This window comes from Kocuria rosea (assembly GCF_006094695.1).
GTDB lineage: Bacteria > Actinomycetota > Actinomycetes > Actinomycetales > Micrococcaceae > Kocuria > Kocuria rosea.
The window spans coordinates 309,856-324,947 of sequence record NZ_CP035103.1; the positions used below are offsets into that span (position 1 = coordinate 309,856).

The following is a 15,092-nucleotide window of genomic DNA, read 5'->3' on the forward strand; positions in this document are numbered from 1 at the left end:
GACCACCGGACGCCGATCGTGAGACCAGATAGATCTCTTCCGCTTTACCTATGGCCCGTTAGCGGTCGACCGGGGATTATCGCAGTAACGGGTGCACCCGGTGGGGTCCGCCCGTCCGCGGTGCATCGTCGGAGGGTCGGGAAGGCCATCCCTGACGGATCGGAGGAGAGGTGGACGCCCGGTTGCTCTCCGAGCTTCTCCTGCTGCGCGCCTCTTGGCGGCGCCGTGACCGGTGGGGCGCGCAGCGCATCGCACTTGAGCAGGTCCGAGGCCTGGCTCGGTTGCGGAGGGTGGCCTACGCCCGTTCGGCGTTCTACCGCCGTCATCACGCCGGGCTGCTCGACGCCCCGCTCTCGCAGCTACCGCCGGTGACCAAGGCGCAGCTGATGGAGCACTTCGACGAGGCGGTCACCGCCCCGGGGCTGCGGCGCACCGACGTCGAGGCGCGCCTGCGGGAACTCCAGAGCACTGGGACGGACCCGGGGATGCCGTGGCGGGGCCGCTGGTGGACGGCCGCCACCGCCGGCACCACCGGCCGGCCCGGGGCGTTCGTGTGGAACCGGGCCGAATGGGCGATCGTGTTGGCCTCCTATGCGAGGGCCAACGACTGGGCCGAAGTGCCGGCCGGGCTGACCCGCCCCCTGCGGGTGGCGGTGGTCAGCTCCCGGGTGCCCACCCACCAGTCGGCGGTGGTAGGGGCTTCCCTGCAGTCGCGCATGGTGCCGACCCTGCGCCTGGACGCCGCCGACCCGTTGCCCCAGGCCGTTGCCCAGCTCAACGCCTTCCGGCCCCGGCTGCTGGTGGGCTACCCCTCGGCCCTGCTCCCACTGGCCGCCGAACAAGCGGCGGGGCGTCTGGCCATTGCCCCGGCCTCCGTGGTCTCGGCCTCCGAGGTGCTCGCAACGCAGACCGCCGCCGCGATCCAGGCGGCCTGGGGCACCGCCCCCTTCGACGTCTACGCCGCCACCGAGACCGCCGGGATCGCCTCCCCGTGCCGCTACCGCACCCGCCACCTCTACGAGGACCTGGTCATCGTGGAGCCGGTCGACGAGGCCGGGATCCCCGTGCCGGCGGGCACGGTGGGGGCGCGCCTGCTAGTCACCGTGCTGTTCTCCCGGACCCTGCCCCTGATCCGCTACGAGATGAGCGACCGGATCGCCCTGGGGCCGCGGGGGTGCGCGTGCGGGCGGTCCTTCGCCCGGCTGGAGACCATCGAGGGCCGCCGGGAGGACGTGCTCGAGCTCCCAGGGGCCGGCGGCCAGGTGCGGGTGCACCCCAATGTCTTCCACCGGGTGCTCGACGAGGTGTCGGTGGCCGGGTGGCAGGTGGCCCAGCGCCCCGACGGTGTGCGGGTCCGGGTCGCCGGACTGGCCCCGGGGCACACCGTCGCGTCGGTCCGGGCCGGTGTGGCCGGGGCCCTGGCTGCAACTGGCGTGGTGGGCACCCCGGTGGACGTGGGCGTGGTGACAGAGCTGGAGCGCACCCGGCTGGGCAAGGCACCCCTGGTGCAGGCCTTGAAGCGATCGACCGGCCAGTGAGTCGCCTCCGGCACCGGTTTCCGTAGCGGTGAGCCCGGCCGTTCCCTCCTGGGGGCTGAGCCCACCACGACCGGCCCCGCCATGGCCCGCCGGCAACGTGGCGACGCTGTGGCCCGGGGCTGCCGCGGCAGTGCAACAGCGGTTCCCGTCTCGGGGCAGCGTGTGGACCCCGGGAGGTTTAGCGGCGGCCGTGGCCTCGGCCGCCAGAGCGCCGGCGGCTGGGCGAGGACGACTGGTGCTTGCGCCCGGCGCGGCGGAAGTGGTCAGCCGGTTCCGGGTCGAGCAGGTGCTCGACCCCGGCTAGCTGTAAGAGGGCATGACGTTATTGGCACGGGCCGGGGTGCGTGAGGCCGGGGGCTGATCGCCGCAGGCGGTATGGGGCCGATGGTAGTTGAAGTGGTTCACCCAGACCCCGATGGCGTACCGGCGGGCCTGCTCGCTGGCGTAGGGGCGGGCGTAGAGCACCTCGTCGGCCAGCAGGCGGTTGTACCGCTCCACCTTCCCGTTGTGCCGCGGCGTGTAGGGGCGGATGCGCTGGTGGCGGCCGGCCAGGGCTTCCACGCAGCGGGTGAAGTCCTTGGCCCGGTAGTTGGCGCCGTTGTCGGTCACGACGCGGTTCAATCGGGTGATGCCGTGGGCGGCGAAGAAGGCTCTCGCCCGGCAGAAGAACCCGATGGTGGTCACCGCCTTCTCGTCCTCGAGGGCCTCGGTGTAGGCCAACCGCGAGAAGCCGTCCACGGCCGAGTGCAGGTAGGTGTAGCCGACCTTGGCCCCGGCCCCGCGCTTGGCCGCCTTCGCGGCGGTGGAGCCGCGGCCGTGGGCCCGCCAGCCGCCGCCGTCGGGGATCCTGCCCACCTTCTTCACATCCAGGTGGACCATGTGCCCGGGCCAGGCGGCGCGGATCCGTCCCGGGGTCCTGCGGGTGTTCTCGCCGGCGGGGGTGAGGTCGCGCAGGCGGGAGATCCCGAGCCGGTGCAGCCAGCGGCCGACGGTGCGCAGGCTGATCGCCACGGCGCGGTCGACCAGGTGGCGGTGGATGCGCCGCGCTGACCACTTGTGCTTGCGGCGCCAGCGCTCGATGAGGTCCACGACCGCCGCCGGGGTGCGGGTGCTGCTGTGCCGCGGGGTCGAGGGACGGTCGGTGAGCCCGGCTTCGCCGGACTCGAGGTAGCGGGCCACCCAGGTCGCCACGGTGGGCCGGCTGACGCGGAACTCCGCGGCCACGTGGGCCTTGGGGATGCCGTCGTCGAGGTGGCGCAACACCATGCGCAGCCGGCCGGTCGGGGTCAGGGGTGCGTTAACGTGGGTCATGAACGGGCTCTCTCGCGCGGACGGACGGTGTAGGAACTTCCATCCTGTGACGAGGAGCCCGTTCCTCATCTCATCGACGCACCCACGCCAAGAACCTCATGACCCACAACAGCTAGCAGTGTGGCGGCGGCCAGCAGCACCCCGCCGTCGTTGCCCAGCAGGAAGTCCGAGTCCAGCACGAGGGCGGAGCGCTTGGCCGCCAGCTCGTTGGTGACTTCGACGGTGAACCCGGTGGTGGCCGCGGTCGCCGGGACGGTCTCGACGCGCTCCACTGCAGTGACCTCCACCTCGGGCAGCTGCTGGCCGGTGAGCCGGTACCCCTCCAGCACCTGCCGGCCCAGGGTGAGCAGCGCGGAGATCAGCGTATGCGGGTTGACCGGTGCCTTCGGCGGGACGGCGACCGCCAGGCGTGCGCGGGTTCCGGCGGCGGTCATGCGGATCTGAGCGGCGACGGCGAAGGAGTCGACGACCGGAAGGTTCACGATGGCAGGACAGGGCGCGGCAGCGTTCAAGGGGGCTCCAGGGGAGAGTGGTGGGGACGAGGCCAGACTCTCAAACGCCCCGCCGCGGCACCCAGACAAGGGCGCGACCGGCGTAGTGATGACGGGCGTCGGGGTCGCTGCGCTGAAAGATGTCAGCTAAGAGGTTCATACCGTGCGGGTCATGGCGGAGAGTTTGCCGGACCCGCAGACGATCTCTGATACCGCTTCAGCCCTCTTCCGCTTTACATATGGCCCGGTTAGAGGCGGATCTCCGCGAGCTCAGCAGCGCCCAGGCTTCGAGCTGCCCGCTTTGTGGTCGGGGTTAGTAGGGGGCCCCGTCGCTGGTGAGGGCTTCCTGGACGCGTTGGGTGAACATGGGTGCCAGGGTCCGGACGTATTCGACGGTGAGGTGATTGTTGTCCCAGTAGGTGTACACGTTGCCGATAACCGGCACACAGGTGCCTTCGGGGCAGATCAGATCCCCCAGGTCGACCATCGAGACCTGTGCCAGTTCGCCGGCCACCGGGTCCAGCGGGCTGTCCGGGCCCAGAATCACGTGGGAGGCAGCGCACTGGGGGGCGTCGGCCCCGTGGTCCACGGCGCACTGGGCGGGGACGAAGTCGAAGCGGGCGTTGTCGCGCAGCCCGATGACCTGGATGCCGCGCTCCGCCAGGCTACGGAGGCGTTGTTCCATCCCGGGGGTGAACTGTTCCTCGTTCTCATCGGTGCTGCGGGTGCCCTGGACCAGCACCAGCTCCGGGTTCACGGCCTCGATCACCGGGTCGGTGCCCTCCAACCATCGGGCGCATTCCTGGTGGTCGGCGACCTGTTCCTCGACGGTGGAGTACATGCAGTTACCGCGGATATAGGTCACCACCCGCCAGTTCTTGGCCTTGGCCAGTTCCTCGATCGCGGGGATCCACATGTGCACGTGACTGTTGCCGATGACCATCAGTGTCGCGGCGGGATCGGCGTTGGGGACGGTGTCGAAGCACCACTGCTGATAGCTGTCGGCGATCCCGAGCTCGGCCGGGCAGGGCTCACCCAGCCCTGGTTTCTGGTAGTAGTCGCCGGTGACCACCGGGATCGCTTCCGCCTCCGGGTCACCCTGGTACTGGAAGCCCGGCAGCAGGGCCGCGGCCCCGGGGTTGTTGCGATCGGCGGCGGCCAGCACCTCGGCGGCCCGCCGGTCCTGGACCTGCTGCAGCGACAGCACGGGCACGGCGACCACCGCCAGGCTCACCGCGACCGTGAGCGCCAGGCGCCGCTTGTTCTGCTCCGGCCACGCCCAGGCCTTGAACCGGTCTTCGACCAAACGGGTGATCACCACGGCCAGGACCACCGAGAGCACCACCAGCACCACCCCGGAGCGGGGCCCGGCCATCGGGCGGTCGCGCAGCACCAGATAGGTGATCAGCAGCGGCCAGTGCACCAGGTACAGCGCGTAGGCGCAGTCTCCCAGCCGCACCAACGGCGCCGAGGCGAGGATCCGGTCCAGCCCGAACGGGGACCCGGTTCGGCCGGCCACGATGATCGCCGCCGCCGAGGCCAGCGGCCACAGCGCGATCCACCCCGGGAAGGCGCCTTGGACGTCCACCAGCACCCCGACCGAGACCATGCTGACCAGCCCGAACCAGCCCAGGAGCACCCGGGCTGCCCGGGGCGGATTCAGGTACGGCAGCGCCAGGGCCAGCAGCGACCCGAGGGCGAACTCCCACAACCGGGTGCGGGTGTCGAAGTAGGCGAACTCCTGCTGAACGGATGTGGAGTACACCGACCAGGCCAGGGAGGCCGCGAAGATCGCCGCGAAGAACACCGCCAGCACCGGCACCGGCCGCCACCCGAACCGCCGGTGCAGCCACCAGGCCGCCCCGAACACCAGGGGCCACAGCAGAAACACCTGCCCTTGGACCGACAGGGACCAGAAGTGCTGGAACGGCGAGGCCGTGGAGTGATCCACCGCGTAGTAGTCCACCGCGGACAACGCCAGCGCCCAGTTCTCCGCGTAGAACACCGAGGCCAGCGCCTCGGCGCGCCAGCGTCCGACGTCGTAGCCGGGGTAGAGCAGCTCCACTGCCACCAGGGTGGCCAGGATCGTGAGCACCGCCAGCGGCAGCAGCCGCTTGAACACGTGCAACCAGTACCGCCCCAGGGCCAGGGGCCGGCCTGCCTCGAGCTTGCGCACGAAGGACAGCGTGAGGAAGAACGCGGAGATCAGCAGGAACACGTCCACGCCCCCGGAGACCCGCCCGAGGAACACGTGGTAGACCACCACCAGCAGCACCGCCACCGCGCGCAGGCCCTGCACCTCGGGGCGGAACCCCGAATACCGGGCCACCTGCCGGACGTCGACATCGGATCCGTAGGTGGTGCCGGCGGTAGCGGGGGTGAGGGGCTGACCGAACACACGCGGCATGGAGGACCTCCTGAACGGCCGCTCCTCGAAAAGTGGACAAGGGGACGGGGCGGCAACGCCGAAAATCTACCGCCGGCCCCGGCCACCCCCAGCACCGGGGTCCGGTCACCGGCGACCCGATGACCCCTGCATTGCTGGGCGGCGCAGGGGCCCAGTTGGTCAAGCCCCCTGGAGTGGTGTAGCGATCTTTCGTGTAAGGGTCAGGCTGTGAGCGCGGTCAGGGGGTCGGTGGTCACCTCGCTTCCGGTGTCCGCGACGGTGGTGAGCCGGCAGCGGGTGAGGACCTCGAGGCCGAGATAGCGGCGGCCTTCGGCCCACTCGTCGGTCTGCTCGGCCAGCACGGCTCCCACGAGGCGGACGATGGCTTGCCGGTTGGGGAAGATCCCGACCGCGTCGGTCCGGCGCCGGATCTCCCGGTTCAGCCGCTCAGCTGGGTTGTTGGACCAGATCTGGGCCCAGACGTCCTTGGGGAAGTTCGTGAACGCGAGGATGTCCTCACGGGCATCGGCCAGGTATTCAGCCACCGCGGGCAGCTTCTCGGCGACGTAGTCCAGCAACCGGTCGAACTGGGCGTTCACGGCTGTCGCGTCGGGCTGGTCGTAGACGCTGTGGAGCATGGCTTTGACGGCCGGCCACATGGACTTCGGGCAAATCGACATGAGATTGGCCGCGTAGTGGGTGCGGCACCTCTGCCAGGACGCCCCGGGCAGGTTCGCCGCGATCGCGTCCTTGAGCCCGGCGTGGGCGTCACTGGTGACCAGGCGGACCCCGCCCAGGCCGCGGGCCACCAGATCGGCGAAGAACTCGTTCCAGGCCGCCCCGGTCTCGGCCGTGGCCACCCGCATGCCCAGGACCTCACGGTGGCCGTCACCGTTGACCCCGGTGGCCAGGAGCACGACCGCGTTCACCACGCGCCCGCCCTCGCGGACTTTCATCGTCAGTGCGTCGGCGGCGACGAAGGTGAACGGCCCGACGTCCCCGAGGGGCCGGTGGCGGAAGGACTCCACGTGCTCGTCGAGGTCACCGGCCATCCTTGAGACCTGGGACTTCGACAGGGCGTTGATCCCAAGGGTCTTCACCAGCTTGTCCATCCGGCGGGTCGAGACCCCGGCGAGGTAGCAGTCGGCGACCACGGTGATCAGCGCGGACTCGGCCCGCTTGCGGCGCTCCAGCAACCACTCCGGGAAGTAGGTGCCGGCCCGCAGTTTCGGGACGGCTACGTCGATCGTGCCCACGCGGGTGTCGAGGTCGCGGTGGCGGTAGCCGTTGCGCTGGGTTACCCGCTCGGGAGCGGGTCGGCCCCACTCGGCGCCGACCACCGCGTCCGCGTCGGCGGAGAGCAGCGCGTTGATCACCGTCTGCAGCAGGTTGCGCATCAGATCCGGCGAGGCTTCGGACAGGGCTTCACCGAGCAGGCCGGTGGGGTCGACAATGTGAGGAGCGGTCATCGTGATGATGTCCTTTCGAGGGTGCTGTGAGAGGTGAACTCGAAAGATCTCACGGTGGCCGCGCCCTCGTCCGCAACGACGAGCAGGGCCACCGCGCTACACCACTATCGGGGGCTCAACTCATAGGGGCCTGCGCCCGCTAGATGGTCCGCACACACGGAAGCCTCCACGGCCCACCGCTTCGTTCCCCGTCCACCGGCCCGACTGGTTTCGCTTATTGGTCTCCCACCCCCTGCCCTGTCGGGAGCGGGCTGCTCCACGGGGTGCAACGACCCCCGTGGTCCCATCGTGGGAATCGGACGCCGCGCGGGACAAACCCTGGCCGTGCAGACGATGTTCTTGCGGCCACTGTGACGTCGAGCAGGCGCCGGAGGCACGCACCGACGGCGCAACTCCGTGGGAATCTTGACGGAATCTTGAGGATCCCGCGAGGTGGGCGTCAAGTGTGGACGAGACCCTGAAGTTAGATCGGCTCCGGATGCCCCGGGGCCATGGACGCGACCCCCGACGGGCCGCACACTTCGCTGGCCCTGGAAGGGCCGGCTCGATCAGGGGGAGTCATGAGCGCGATGTCACGAGCGGAGAGAACCGATTCAGGGAGACTCGACGATGCACTGATCCGGCCCACACGCCGGTTGGTGGGGATCGATGCGGCGAGGGGGTTGGCGCTGGTCGGGTTGATGGCCATCCACATCCTGCCCTCTTGGAACGAGGAGACCGGGGAGGCCAGCTTCACCTGGCGGATCTTCTCCGGGGACTCCGCAGCCCTGTTCGCCCTGCTGGCCGGGGTCGGACTGGCCCTGACTTCCGGCGGAAGCCACCCGCACGAAGGCAAGGCGATGACCGCCGACCGGATCGGCCTGGCGATACGGGCCGTGCTGATTGCGGCGGTGGGGCTGTGGATCGGGACGCTGATGCCCGAAGACGCCCCGGCGGACAACATCTTAATCTACTACGGGGTGTTCTTCCTGCTGGCAATCCCCTTCCTGCACGCCGGGCCGAAGGTACTCTTCATCTCCGCGGCGGTCTTCGGGCTCGTGTCCCCGCTGCTGATGCAGGGCCTGCTCAACGAGCTGCCCGCCTGGAGCAACTACAATCCCACCCTCACCACCGTCCTGACGGAGCCGGGGGCCACGGCCTCCCAGTTGCTGCTCACCGGGACCTACCCAGCCCTGCCGTACATGACTTATCTGCTGGTCGGCATGGGTCTGGGCCGGTTGAACCTGCGCAAGCAGGAGGTGCAGATCCGGCTGCTGGTCATCGGTGTCGGGATCGCGATCTTTGCTCAGGCCACCTCCTACTTCCTGCTCTACGCCTTCGGCGGCTACCAGCGGCTGCTGGACGCCTCCTCGTTCGGTGAGGAGGAACTCGCCGAGGTCCTGATCTGGGGACCGGACTCCCTGCCGACCTCCACGGTGTGGTGGCTGGCGATCGCCACCCCGCACACCAACACCCCGCTGGCGATCGCGGCCAGCCTGGGCGTGAGCCTGGCCGTGCTCGGGGCCTTCCTGCTGATCGCCCGCAAGGCCGAGGCCTGGCTGCTGCCGCTGGCAGCGATGGGCGTCATGACTCTGACCCTGTACACCGCTCACCTGGTGGGCCTGTCCTTCGAGCTCCACTACGACCAGCCGTACCTGTGGTTCCTGATCCACGTGACGCTGGCGGCCTTGTTCGCGGTCGCCTGGTACCGCGCCCTGGGCCAGGGCCCGCTGGAACGGGTTGTCAGCCTCAGCGTGAAAGGCACCCGCCGGCTCGTGCTCGGAGGGACCACTGGGACCTCGCGCAGGTAGGTGCCTCTGCACCGCCGCAGGCCGTGCCCGTCACCAAGCTCCGAAGCTCTTGGTGGCGGGCACGGCCCGCAGTCGTTTTCAAGCCTTAGGTCCGGGTGCTCCCAGTGTTCAGCCGGTGGGGCGACGGTAGGGCAGGTGGATCCGGAAGCTGGCGCCCCGGCCGTGGCCGTCGCTGGTGGCCTCCAGGGTTCCGCCCTGGGCCTCGACGAGGGCCTTGCTGATCGCCAGGCCCAGCCCCGAGCCGCCGCGGTGGGCCTCCCGGCCGGTGTTCGCGCGGTAGAAGCGCTCGAAGACGTGCGGGAGGCTCTCGGCACTGATGCCCTCCCCGGTGTCGGTGACGGTGTAAGTGACCGCCTCGGCGGTGTGGTCGGTGCGCAGGATGATGGTGCCCCCGGTCGGGGTGTGGCGCAGGGCGTTCTCCAGCAGGTTGCTCAGCACCTGGCCCATCCGTTCCGGGTCCAGCGGCACCGGGGCGGTCTCCGGGCCGGTGCTCACCGCGGTGATCGACACACCCTTGCCGGCGGCGTCGGGCTCGATGGCCGCGACCGCCTGGACCGCCAAATGCTCCGGGTCTTGGGGGGTGAGCTGCAGGCGGGTCATGCCCTCTTCGGCGGCGGTGAGCTGGCGGATGTCGCGGGCCAGGCGCTCCAGGCGGGTGATCTGGGCGTGAAGGATGCCGGTGGTGTGCGCATCGAGGGCGACCACCCCGTCCTCGACCCCTTCCAGGTGGCCTTTGAGGCTGGCCAGTGGGGTGCGCATCTCGTGGGCTAGGTCGGCGAGCATCTGGCGCCGTGTGGTGTCCACCGCGCTGAGCTTGGCCGCCATCTCGTTGAAAGAGGAGGCCAGGGCGTCGAACTCCGGGCCCAGCTTGGTGGAGGTGACGCGGACATCGTAGTTGCCCGCGGCCACCTCACCGGCGGCGGTGCTGAAAGAGGCCAGGGACCGCCCGATCGTGCGGTAAAGGTAGAAGGTGAGCAGCCCGGCGATGTAGAGAGCCGGCAACCCGCCGATGGCCAGGGCCGTGAGACTCACCGAGCGGAAGGCGTCCTCCAGGTGCACCAGCCCGAGGGCCTCATCGGCGTGACCCGACTCGACGAGCTCGTGGTAGAACATGTTCGGCCCGACCAGCACCGCGGTCACGACCACGATGATCAACCCGATCAACAGCACCGCGGTCTGGGCCAGCATCAACCGCACCGTCAACGGGCTCCAGGACCAGCGCGGGCTTGTTAAGACAGTGCTGCTCATTCTCCGGTGCCCATCCGGAAACCGATCCCGCGGATCGTATGGATGAACTTCGGGCTGGCGGCCTCATCGCCGAGCTTCTTGCGGATCCGCCCGATGTGCACGTCCACCAGGTGTTCGTCCCCGGTCCAGCGCGTGTCCCAGACGATCTCCACCAGCTGCCGGCGCGAGAGCACCATCTGCGTGTGCGTCGCCAGGGCGGCCAGCAGATCGAACTCGATCCGGGTCAGTGCCACCGACTCCCCGCCCACGCGGACCTCCCGGGCGGCCTCGTCCACCACCAGGTCCCCGATCACCAGCTCCTGGGCCCGCCCCGCCGGCGGCGGGGTGGGCGCGGGGCGGGTGCGGGCCCGGCGCAGCATGGCCTGGACCCGGGCCACGAGCTCGCGCGGGCTGAACGGCTTGGTCACGTAGTCGTCGGCTCCCACCGACAGGCCCACGATCTTGTCGACCTCGTCGTCGCGGGCGGTGAGCATCAGCACGTGGCAGTCGGAGAAGGTCCGCACCTGACGGCACACCTCGATCCCGTCGATTCCCGGTAGCCCCAGATCCAGCACGAGGACGTCCGGGGCGTACTCCCGCACCGCGGCCACCGCGTCCGTGCCGTCGTGGCGCACCTCGACGTCCAGGCCCGCCTTGCGCAGATATTCCGCGACCAGTTCCGCCAGGTCGACCTCATCGTCGACCACCAGAACACGCCCGGTGAGCGGATCCGTCATCTGTCCTCCCTGTCCTGATCGCTGTGATGTGAGTGCTGTGAGCCTCGGTGTCCCGGGTGGCCGTGCTGCCCGCGCGGGACCGGCGGTGCGGGTGGGGCAGTCGTGGACGGGTTCACCGGCGAGCTGGTGGTCGGTGTGGTTGACGCTCTCCCGCACCGTGAACCGTCACGGCTTCTCCGCCGTCTTCACAATCCGAGGATGCAACGGGTGGTCTGTATCAGCGGATCCGGGAGCTGCCGCAGCCGACGATCTGAGGCCGTCCTGGCTTACGGGGTCCGTGATGCGTAGGTCGCCCCGTCGACGGGCATGTCACGGGGCGGGCCACAGCCCCGTCGCGGGGGACGCGTTCCCCATCACCTGAGGCGGTCAGCCGCTAGCCCCCCCGCTGACATGATGCCCGGGGTCAGCGCGTGGGCTCGTTGTCGGCGAGGGAGGATGGACTGAAGGGGAGGGCGTCGCTCTCGCGTTGCTTGAGGTCCTTATACCAGCGTGCTGCGTCGTCCTGGGAAGCGGATTCGACGGCGCGCTCGGTGCGGTCGCCGCGGAAAATCGAACGCATGATCAGCCAGAAGATGACGCCGATGCAGATGGACGGCAGCACAGCCGCGAAGTACTCCATGGATGTATTCTCCCTTAGGGATCTGGACGGACGCTGGCGCCGGGTGTGTACTCAGCGCGGTGCATGGGTGTCTGTCAGGGGTATTCCACGGGGGCGGGTGGCGGTGTACCACTGGGCGCAGAAAACAACGATCAAGGTGACGTCCACGGCGTCCCCACCGTAATACATGATCTGCGCCCCGATTCGCGCGTCGGCGAAGTCAACGCCGGCGGGCGGGTGGCCGTAAAGCCACTTGGCCAAGATCGAATGGGCTGTGAGAAACCCAATGAGCGCTGCGGTCCGCAGGGCGAAGGAGCTCCGGTGCGGGTTCGGGTCAATCCCCACCATCGCGGCGGTGAAAAGATAGCCGGCCAGGAAGACGTGGGCGTGGACGAGCGCATACAACCACACCGAGGTGTGCATCATGCCGTACAGATCGGTGGTGTAAAGCGCCCACAGGCCCCCGACGTTGAGCACCACCGCGACCACCGGATGGGTCAGAGCCCGCACGAGAGCGGTGCGCAGGGCCCAGGAGAGCGCGCGGGCCTGAACCACAGGCAAAGCACGCAGAGCAAGAGTGACCGGGGCACTGAGCACCAGACACAGTGGCGCGACCATGCCCAAGAGCAGGTGCCCGACCATGTGGGCGGGAAAGCTCGTGCGGGCGGCTTCAGCGATCGGGCCCACCAGCCCGACCCCGGCGCAGAAGAGCCCGGTGTACCACAGCACGGCGCGGTGGATCGGCCAGCGCCCCCGGTGGCGGGACGCCCACCATCCCGCGGCGTAGCCGACCGCGCCCAGACCGAACGCCAGGGCTGTGACGTATCTGAACAAAGTCCAACCGAACATGCCGTGGTCGTGACTCATCGCGATTATCGTACATCTGTTTTCAAGACCTGGTCGGTCGTTGATCGCCCTCGTCCGGCTGGCTGACCATTCCTGTATGGCCACGATGAAGCCGCAGTGGATGATCGACTGTGGGAGCTGATCGCCCCGCTCATCCCGCCCCTAACGCCGCCGCGAGGTCCCGGTAGGCGGCGTGGATCGATGACTGGGCCGCTGTGGAGGGCATCTTGTTCGTGCTGCATACCTCGGTGTCGTTGACCTGCCACCGGCTCTGGGGCACGGGTCCGGACACACCGCCTGGTTGCCTCTGCGCGAGTGACAGGCGGCCGGGGTTTGAGAGAAGCCCCACCGGGCCGTGCTCGAGGAGCTCTCCGAGGAGCAGATCCTCGACTGGACAGGGGCCAGCATCGACTCGGTGTCGGTACGAACCCAAAAAGGGGAGCGAGCTGACCGGCCCGAACTCCACCGACCACGCGAACCCGGGCTCCAAGTACTACCTGCTCACTGACCGCAACGGCCTGCCCCTGCACGTTCACGCCCCGGCCGCCAACACCCACGACAGCCGTCTCTTCGAACTCCTGATGGTGGCCACCTCCGGTGTGCGCGATCGGTGCGGACGTCCCGTGCAGCCACGGCGCCGCCCAGGCATCAAAGTGCGTGTTACCCGCCGTGGGATCGAGGCCAAAACTCATCTGGATCGACACGGCTTGGTGGTCGAGCGCCCCATCTCCGGGGTCTTGCGCTTCAAATGCCTCGGAATCCGCTACGACCGCATCGTCGGCACCCTGGTCCTCTGCCCTGCTCGGCCTCCCGCTCATCAACGTTCGCCGACTGCGCCAGGCGACCAAGTTATGAGATCAGGTGCACCTCAGCGTGCCTGCACTGCACTGGTGGCCGGCGAGGTGCCGGCATTCCGATTTCCCCGGGCAGGGGCCGTGATTCCTGCCGGAGCGCTCGGCTCGCCAGTCTCGGGGGTTGGTTTGCCGGACGTCACTCGTGCCGGGCGTATGGGCCCCTCTTCCTTGTCATTGAGGATGCCGTCCCCGTCAATGTCCGGGTCTCCTTCATTGAGCAGGCCGTCCCCATCCATGTCCGGATCAACCTCATCGACGAACTTATCGCCGTCGAGGTTGTCGTCAGCCTCGTTGTCGATGCCGTCCCCGTCGAGGTCGGTGTCTTCAATATCGAGGGTGCCGTCGCGATCGGTGTCCCGTCTGGTGTCCGGAACCCGGGGCGCCACCCCGGGCAGGAGATCCTTCTCTTTCCCAGTGTCCGCGGACGGTGGCGGCGCGGATGGTGGCGGCGCGGATGGTGGCGGCGCGGATGGTGGCGGCGCGGATGGTGGCGGCGCGGGTTTGGGCGGTGCCGGTTTGGGCGGTGCCGGCTTGGACGGTGCCGTTAGGGGCCCGGGCGGGGTCGCAGCAGGTGCTGGTTTGGCGGGCTTTACCGGCTTGGTCTGGGGGGCCGTGGGCTTTTGCGCTGCTGGCGGTGCAGGAGTCGGTGTGGGGCTGGGTTTTGCAGGAGCGGAAGGCTCGGCCGTGGGCTGTGGCTCCTTCGTGACCTTCTTGGTCGCAGCGGCCTTCTGCTCGGCAGCCTTCCTTTGGGCGACCTTCTTCTGATCGGCAGTCTCTTCGCCTGAGGCGGCCTTTTTCTTGGCGGCGGTCTCGTCCTCCGGGAGAGCCGGCACGGGCACCTCCAAGGAGTACTTGCTGCGGGAGGCGGGAATGACGCGGAGGCCGTCGACCCAGTCGAAGGACTGGGGGTCCACGGCCTGCCCGTCGACCCAGGTCTCGAGGTGCAGGTTTGGTCCCGTGACCCGGGTTCCGGTGGCACCGACGGAACCGAGCTGCTCGGACGCGGTCAGCCGGTCACCGGTGGCCACCCTGACGTCCTGGAGGTGGTTGTAGGTGGTTCTCAGTCCGTCCGCGTGGGTGACCTCCACACGGTTGCCGCCCCAGACGTCCCAGAACACGGCCGTCACCTCGCCCTCGGCGGCCGCCACGACCGGCAGCCCTGCGGCGGCGGAAACGTCGGTGCCGTTATGGAACTCGCGGTCGCCGCGATCGGGGGCGATCCGCCACCCGAAGGTGCCCCCGGTCAGGACGGCCCCGGGAGTGGTGGGGGCGATGAGGGTGTTGACGGGAAGCTCGCCCGAGTACAGCCTCGGTGCGTGCCGCCCCGGGCGCACCGTCGAGGCCGCGTTCCGGTCGCCGTCGCCCGGGCCGGTGCCTTGGCGCCAGGAGCCGTTGCCCGTGGCGCCGTCACGGACGGGCGAGGTGGAACGGTTTTGCCGCAGCGGTGCCGCCGGGGGGTGCTGCCGCTCCTGACCTGACGCGAAGAGGCTCCACCCGCTGTCCGACCGCTCCGAGGACGTCGAGGAACCCGCCGACGCCCCGAAGGCAGCCCCTCGTTCTTCGCCGGCCCCCGGAGTGACGCCCGAGCTGACGGCCACGCTCAGCGCCACGAGGGCCGAGAACGCGGCGAGGGCGCTCACCGGCGAGGAGGCGCGGTGACGGAGGTCGGGCTTGGCAGGGCGGCGAGAGGAGTCGCGGGGCATGATGGTGTTTCCCCCAGGACGTCGCAGGCAGCGACGGAAAGATCGAGCAACGGACCGCAGGCATCAAACATTGGTGTGCGCGTAGGAGCACGGACAATTCTCCTGAGGATACGTCTTCGCTCCCGTTAATGCGGCGTCGTGC

11 protein-coding genes are annotated in these 15,092 nt (G+C 69.4%); 2 read left to right on the forward strand and 9 right to left on the reverse strand.

Going from position 1 to position 15,092, the window contains the following annotated elements:
* Positions 1–290: 290 nt before the first annotated feature.
* Positions 291–1,538, forward strand: a complete 1,248-nt coding sequence (locus tag EQG70_RS01405) for a phenylacetate--CoA ligase family protein (RefSeq protein ID WP_232035234.1) — start codon at positions 291–293, stop codon at positions 1,536–1,538.
* A gap of 300 nt (positions 1,539–1,838) precedes the next feature.
* On the opposite strand, the gene EQG70_RS01410 is transcribed toward EQG70_RS01405, so the two are convergent.
* The 4 genes from EQG70_RS01410 to EQG70_RS01425 form a co-directional block, all read right to left on the reverse strand.
* Entirely contained in the window at positions 1,839–2,849 is a 1,011-nt protein-coding gene (locus tag EQG70_RS01410) for an IS481 family transposase (protein WP_126346837.1), read from the reverse strand.
* Positions 2,850–2,914: 65 nt separating this feature from the next.
* On the reverse strand, positions 2,915–3,331 hold the full coding sequence (locus EQG70_RS01415; RefSeq protein WP_109269535.1) for a hypothetical protein: 417 nt from the start codon (positions 3,329–3,331) through the stop codon (positions 2,915–2,917).
* Between the two features lie 322 nt (positions 3,332–3,653).
* On the reverse strand, positions 3,654–5,747 hold the full coding sequence (locus tag EQG70_RS01420) for an acyltransferase family protein (protein ID WP_109222922.1): 2,094 nt from the start codon (positions 5,745–5,747) through the stop codon (positions 3,654–3,656).
* Positions 5,748–5,947: 200 nt separating this feature from the next.
* Positions 5,948–7,195, reverse strand: coding sequence for an IS256 family transposase (locus EQG70_RS01425; protein WP_109223276.1), 1,248 nt, complete (start codon positions 7,193–7,195; stop codon positions 5,948–5,950).
* A 680-nt stretch (positions 7,196–7,875) separates the two neighbouring features.
* Here EQG70_RS01425 and EQG70_RS01430 point away from each other — a divergent pair.
* Complete coding sequence (locus EQG70_RS01430) at positions 7,876–8,985, forward strand: heparan-alpha-glucosaminide N-acetyltransferase domain-containing protein (RefSeq protein ID WP_232035235.1); 1,110 nt, start codon at positions 7,876–7,878, stop codon at positions 8,983–8,985.
* A 108-nt stretch (positions 8,986–9,093) separates the two neighbouring features.
* Here EQG70_RS01430 and EQG70_RS01435 read toward each other — a convergent pair whose 3' ends face one another.
* The 5 genes from EQG70_RS01435 to EQG70_RS18690 all read right to left on the reverse strand — a co-directional run bounded on the left by EQG70_RS01435 (position 9,094) and on the right by EQG70_RS18690 (position 14,887).
* Positions 9,094–10,173, reverse strand: coding sequence for a sensor histidine kinase (locus tag EQG70_RS01435; RefSeq protein ID WP_095650771.1), 1,080 nt, complete (start codon positions 10,171–10,173; stop codon positions 9,094–9,096).
* 56 nt (positions 10,174–10,229) lie between these two features.
* Positions 10,230–10,949: a response regulator transcription factor gene (locus EQG70_RS01440; protein ID WP_095650770.1), complete on the reverse strand. Its 720-nt coding sequence runs from the start codon at positions 10,947–10,949 to the stop codon at positions 10,230–10,232.
* A gap of 403 nt (positions 10,950–11,352) precedes the next feature.
* Complete coding sequence (locus EQG70_RS01445) at positions 11,353–11,568, reverse strand: hypothetical protein (protein ID WP_095650769.1); 216 nt, start codon at positions 11,566–11,568, stop codon at positions 11,353–11,355.
* 51 nt (positions 11,569–11,619) lie between these two features.
* Entirely contained in the window at positions 11,620–12,414 is a 795-nt protein-coding gene (locus EQG70_RS01450; RefSeq protein ID WP_095650768.1) for a cytochrome c oxidase assembly protein, read from the reverse strand.
* Positions 12,415–13,261: 847 nt separating this feature from the next.
* On the reverse strand, positions 13,262–14,887 hold the full coding sequence (locus EQG70_RS18690) for a M23 family metallopeptidase (RefSeq protein ID WP_167508846.1): 1,626 nt from the start codon (positions 14,885–14,887) through the stop codon (positions 13,262–13,264).
* Between the last annotated feature and the right edge of the window lie 205 nt (positions 14,888–15,092).